Genomic DNA, 5,428 nt, shown 5'->3' with positions numbered 1-5,428 from the left:
GGGTCGGGAGGCGCCGAGGAACGTGTAGGGCGCATCGGGCTCGCCGCTCTCCGGCAGGTTGCGCGGTGCCCACTCGGGCACGTCGTCGTGTCCGCTCATCGCCGTTCTCCGTTTCCCGGGCGGGGTCGCCGGGTGCCGTCTCGCCGCGTCGTGGCGGCCCGCCGGTGAGACACATGGGGAATATGTCTCAAGAGGGCCAGATGTGATGTTCGTCTCATCGGCGTCCTCCGTCAAGTGTTTCGGCGGCTCAGGAACGGATCGGGCCTCCGGTGCGCGCCCGGCCGCCCGCCGGGGGCGGCTGCGGGGTGCGGTCGGCCGGGGATGTGCGCCGCCACTGGACGCGGTGGCGCCGTTCGGCGCGGTGCGCCGTCCGCGTGCGGCCGTCCGGCCGGAGACCTGGGTCCACGGGACCTCCCCTCGAGGCGCGGGGACGGGGTTGCCGCCGTTCATCAGTACGCGGCGCGGACCCGGAATGGCTCGGTGCGCGTCCAGGTGTTTCTGACGGACGGTGCCCGCCCGGAAACGCCGCGCTGCACACGGATTCGCGGGCGAAAAGTTCGCTTCGGCGGGTTTTCGGACCGTGGCCGAAGCAGGCCACGGCCGGGTCTTGCCTTTTCGCCGGGATGTGCTCAGGCCCGCCGCAGGCGGTCACGGCCGGGCCGCGGGGTCAAGCACGGGGCGAGCGCGGGTCCGTGCAGAGCCGGGGAAGTGCCAGGGAAACCCTGGACATGAAAAGCGGCGCCGGGTGGATACGGGGGCAATCCACCCGGCGCCGCATCATCGGTGTTCCGACGGGGGCCCGGAACACCGGCACGGGCGCTCCGACGGGGGACCAGAGCGCCGGTACAAATCGTACACCGAAACCCCCCGCGGTTAGTCAAGAGAATGTCACGACCCGATTTCCGGTCGCTGTCCGGAAACCGGCTTCTGTCCCTGCTTCGCGTGGTCGCCGAAGCTCGCGGGCGCCACCGGCTCCCGTCCGCCGTTGGCGACGACCACCGCGACGTAGGGCAGCACCAGTGCCCCGGCCACGAGGATCAGCACCGCCCACGCCGGCGCACCGGCCACCGCGGTCAGTATCGCGCCGACGAAGCAGACCGTCCGCACGCCCATGGACACCAGGTACCGCCGCTGCCGGTGCTCGATGTCCTCTGACATGGGGCGGGGAGCGTCGGTGACCGTGTAGACCTCCGGCCCCCGCTGGTGATTGACCTTCACCATTCCACGGTAAGCCCATGGGGTCCGGCTGGCGACAGCAGTACGGGTCAAATCATCGCATCGGAGGAACGACATGACCGATCGCACGTACCGGGTGACGGAGATCGTGGGCACCTCGCCGGAGTCGGTCGAGAGCGCCGTCCGCAACGGCGTCCGCCGCGCCGCGCAGACCCTGCGCCACCTGGACTGGTTCGAGGTGACCGAGGTCCGCGGCCAGATCGAGGACGGGGAGGTCGCCCACATCCAGGTGACCATGAAGGTCGGCTTCCGCCTGGAAGACGCCTGAGCAGCCGCTGAGGCCCCGCTGGGGCCCGTCCCGGACCGGAGCCGGGCCCCAGCCGGGCTCAGGTCGCCTGGCTCACCGTCGACATGTGGAAGTCCGGGACGCGGAGGGCAGGCATCGCGGCGCGGGTGAAGTAGTCGGACCACTCGCGCGGCAGCGTCGCGCCCGTCTCGCCGACCTCGGTGAGGCGGGACAGCAGGTCCACGGGGCTCTCGTTGAACCGGAAGTTGTTCACCGCGCCGACGACCTCGCCGTCCTCGACGAGGTAGACCCCGTCGCGGGTGAGGCCGGTCAGCAGCAGGCTCTGCGGGTCGACCTCGCGGATGTACCACAGGCACGTCAGCAGCAGCCCGCGCTCGGTGCGGGCGACCATCTCCTCCAGCGACGCGCCGCCGTCCGGCCCGGCCATCGCCAGGTTGTCGACGGCCGGGGTGACCGGCAGCCCGGTGCGCCCGGCCGAGTGCCGGGTCTGGGTGAGCGAGGTGAGCACGCCGTCCCTGATCCACTCGGTGGCGCCGAGCGCGAGGCCGTTGTCGAACACCGACGACTCGCGGCCGGAGGCGTGCGCGACGACGAACGGGGCGCACTCCAGGCCGGGCGCGGCCGGGTCGCTGGACAGCGAGACCGGCAGGTCCGCGAGCCGCTCCCCGACCCGGGTGCCGCCGCCCGGGGCGCTGAACACCGTCCGGCCGTCGTGGGCGTCCTGCGCGCCCGCCGACCAGTACAGGTAGATCATCAGGTCGGCGACCGCGGACGGCGGCAGGATCGTCTCGTACCGCCCCGCCGGCAGGTCGACGCGCCGCTCGCCCCACTCCAGCCGCCTGGCGAGGCCGCCGGTCAGCGCGGGGACGTCGACGTCGGTGAAGTCGCGGGTGGCGACCCCCGCCCACGCCGAGCCGCCCGCGCCCTTGGCGTTGACCTCCAGCAGCCCGGTCGGCTGGTCGTGCCGCAGCCGCAGCCCCGCCGAACTGCCCAGGAACGTCGACGTCAGCATGTGGTTCGCGAACCCGTACAGGCGCCGGTCCCCGGCCTCCGCGGCGGCGAACGCCTCGCCCAGCGCGGGCGCGAACCCCTCGAACACGCCGATGCCGGTCTCGGCCGGGTCGTCGTCCCATCCCGCCGCGGGCGGCCCCTCGGTGATCAGCGGGGCGGCGTCCTCGGCGGGCTCGTTGCCGGCGGCGTCGGCCTCGGCGGCGCGCACCAGGTCCTCGACGCCGTCCGCGCCGACCGCCGACCGCGACACCACGCCCGCCGCGACGCCGTCCGCGGTGCGGCGCAGCGCGATGACCGTCAGGCGGCTGGACCGGGTCACCCCGTTGGTCGTGAGCGTGTTGCCCGCCCACCGCAGGTTCGCGGTGCTCGACTCGTCGGCGATGACGATGCAGTCGTCGGCCCGCGACGCGGCCAGCGCGCGCTCGACGGCCTCCTGAGCCCTCACTGGCCCGCCTCCTTCAGGGTGTTGAGGATGTTGACGCCGCGGAACAGCGCCGCCGGGCAGCCGTGGCTGACCGGCGCGACCTGCCCCGGCTGGCCCTTTCCGCAGTTGAACGCGCCGCCCAGCACGTACGTCTGCGGGCCGCCGACGGCCTCCATCGAGTTCCAGAAGTCGGTGGTGGTCGCCTGGTAGGCGACGTCGCGGAGCTGCCCGGCCAGCCGCCCGTTCTCGATCCGGTAGAACCGCTGGCCGGTGAACTGGAAGTTGTGGCGCTGCATGTCGATCGACCAGCTCTTGTCGCCGACGATGTACACGCCGCGCTCGACACCGGAGATCAGCTCGCCGGTGGACGGGCCGTCCTCCGCGGGCCGCAGCGAGACGTTCGCCATCCGCTGGATCGGCATGCTGGACGCGGCGTCCGCGAACGCGCACCCGTTGGAGCGGTCGGCGCCGGTCAGCCGGGCGATGCGGCGGTCGGTCTGGTAGCCGGTGAACAGCCCCCCGGAGATGATGTCGAAGGACTGCGTCCGCACGCCCTCGTCGTCGTAGCCGACGGTGGCCAGGCCGTGCTCGGCGGTGCGGTCCCCGGTGACGTTCATGACCTCCGAGCCGTACCGGAGCTTCCCGAGCTTGTCGGGCGTGGCGAACGAGGTGCCCGCGTACGCGGCCTCGTACCCGAGCGCCCGGTCGAGCTCGGTCGCGTGCCCGATCGACTCGTGGATCGTCAGCCACAGGTTCGACGGGTCGACCACCACGTCGTACACGCCCGCCTCGACCGACGGGGCGGCGAGCTTCTCGGCGAGCAGCTCCGGGATGCGGGCCAGCTCCCCGTCCCAGTCCCAGTGCTCGCCCGACAGCCACTCCCACCCGTACCCGGCGGGCGGCGCGAGCGTCCGCATCGTGTCGAACAGGCCGTCCCTGATGCCGACGGCGTTCACGACGGGGTGCAGCCGGACGCGCTGCTGGGTGGTGACGGTGCCCGCCAGGTCGGCGAAGAACTTGTTCTCCTTGACCTGCAGCAGCGTCGCGTCCACATGGTCGACGCGGTCGTCGCCGAGCAGCCGGCGGCTCCAGTCCGCCAGCAGCGCCGCCTTCTCGGCGGTCGGCACGTCGAACGGGTCGACCTCGTACGCCGAGACCCAGGTGCGCTCGCCGTGCACGGGCTCGGGGGCCAGCTCGATCGGCTCCCGGTTGACGGGCCTCGCGACCGCGGCGACCTCCACCGCGCGGGCGGCCAGCCCGGCGGCGCCCTCGGGCGTCAGGTCGATGCCGGCGGCGAAGCCCCAGGTGCCGTCCTTGACGACGCGGACCGACAGACCGACGTCGTCGGCGTCCAGCGCGGTCTCCAGCGCGGCGTCGTGCAGGCGGAGGGTCTGGCTGCGGATGCGCTCCAGGCGGAAGTCGGCGTGCTCGGCGCCCAGCTCCCGGGCCCGGGACAGGGCCGCGTCGGCCAGCGCGCGAAGCGGCAGCGCGGTGAAGGCGGGATCGATGTCATGCACCCTTGGCAACCTACCCGCCGGGTACGGCGCGCGGCCGAACAAACACGGATGGCGGATCTTGTCGGTTCGGCACATCCGCAGGGTGCGCGAAGGCCGCTAGTGTCGTGCGCTGTCATCACCGTGCGACGCGGTGCACCACGAACAGCAACGAGAGGGTCGTGATGAGTCGCTCTGTCCTCGTCACCGGGGGGAACCGGGGCATCGGCCTGGCGATCGCCCGCGAGCTCGCCGCCGCGGGCGACGCGGTCGCCGTCACCTACCGGTCCGGCGAGCCCCCCGAGGGCCTGTTCGGCGTGCGCTGCGACGTGACCAGCGCCGAGGACGTCGACGCCGCCTTCGGCAAGGTCGAGGCGGAGCAGGGCCCGGTCGAGGTGGTCATCGCCAACGCCGGCATCACCAAGGACACCCTGCTGGCGATCATGAGCGAGGAGTCGTTCACGTCGGTGCTCGACACCAACCTGACCGGTGCGTTCCGCGTCGCCAAGCGCGGCGTGAAGGGCATGATGCGCAAGCGCAGGGGCCGCATCGTGCTGGTCTCCTCGGTCGTCGGGCTGTCGGGGTCGGCGGGGCAGACCAACTACGCCGCGTCCAAGGCGGGCATGGTCGGCTTCGCGCGGTCCCTCGCCCGCGAGCTGGGCTCGCGCGGCATCACCGTGAACGTCGTGGCGCCCGGCTTCGTCGAGACCGACATGACGGCCGTCCTCAGCGAGGACCAGCACAAGGCCGTCACCGCGGCGATCCCGCTCGGCCGGATCGCGCAGCCGGACGAGATCGCCAAGGCCGTGCGGTTCGTGGCGAGCGAGGACGCCGCCTACATCACCGGGGCCGTGATCCCGGTCGACGGCGGCCTGGGAATGGGGCACTGACGGCATGGGGATCCTCGAAGGCAAGCGCATCCTGGTCACCGGCGTCCTCACCGACGCCTCGATCGGCTTCCACGTCGCGCGGGTCGCGCAGGAACAGGGCGCCGAGGTGGTCCTCACCGCCTACCCC

At 72.7% G+C, this 5,428-nt stretch carries 6 protein-coding genes and 1 pseudogene; 3 read left to right on the top strand and 4 right to left on the bottom strand.

Annotated features, from left to right (window positions below; genetic code table 11):
- Positions 1–247: 247 nt before the first annotated feature.
- Together E1266_RS38545 and E1266_RS35325 are read right to left on the bottom strand one after the other, a co-directional pair.
- Complete coding sequence (locus tag E1266_RS38545) at positions 248–406, bottom strand: hypothetical protein (protein ID WP_165966340.1); 159 nt, start codon at positions 404–406, stop codon at positions 248–250.
- Between the two features lie 482 nt (positions 407–888).
- A complete protein-coding gene (locus tag E1266_RS35325) occupies positions 889–1,221 on the bottom strand; it encodes a DUF3099 domain-containing protein (protein ID WP_243719292.1) in 333 nt (110 codons plus the stop codon).
- Between the two features lie 70 nt (positions 1,222–1,291).
- On the opposite strand from E1266_RS35325, the gene E1266_RS35320 reads away from it, so the two are divergent.
- Positions 1,292–1,504 carry a dodecin gene (locus tag E1266_RS35320; protein ID WP_131952645.1) on the top strand — a complete coding sequence of 71 codons (213 nt, stop codon included), beginning with the start codon at positions 1,292–1,294 and terminating at the stop codon, positions 1,502–1,504.
- A gap of 58 nt (positions 1,505–1,562) precedes the next feature.
- On the opposite strand, the gene E1266_RS35315 is transcribed toward E1266_RS35320, so the two are convergent.
- Positions 1,563–2,939, bottom strand: a complete 1,377-nt coding sequence (locus E1266_RS35315) for a metallopeptidase TldD-related protein (protein ID WP_132054642.1) — start codon at positions 2,937–2,939, stop codon at positions 1,563–1,565.
- The gene (locus E1266_RS35310) at positions 2,936–4,435 is read right to left on the bottom strand and encodes a TldD/PmbA family protein (RefSeq protein ID WP_207946116.1); all 1,500 of its coding nucleotides are present in this window, start codon (positions 4,433–4,435) and stop codon (positions 2,936–2,938) included. Before E1266_RS35310 ends, E1266_RS35315 begins: the two co-directional genes overlap by 4 nt.
- A gap of 161 nt (positions 4,436–4,596) precedes the next feature.
- Between E1266_RS35310 and E1266_RS35305 the strand changes: the two genes are divergently transcribed.
- Positions 4,597–5,301 (top strand): beta-ketoacyl-ACP reductase, encoded by a 705-nt coding sequence (locus E1266_RS35305; RefSeq protein ID WP_132054638.1) that lies wholly within the window; start codon positions 4,597–4,599, stop codon positions 5,299–5,301.
- Between the two features lie 4 nt (positions 5,302–5,305).
- Positions 5,306–5,428: pseudogene (locus E1266_RS35300) on the top strand (enoyl-[acyl-carrier-protein] reductase FabI); the annotation flags it as partial.

Source organism: Actinomadura sp. 7K534 (assembly GCF_004348575.1).
GTDB classification, from domain to species: domain Bacteria; phylum Actinomycetota; class Actinomycetes; order Streptosporangiales; family Streptosporangiaceae; genus Spirillospora; species Spirillospora livida.
The sequence above is the reverse complement of the archived record's forward strand: the minus strand, read 5'-3'. Positions and strand labels throughout refer to the sequence as shown.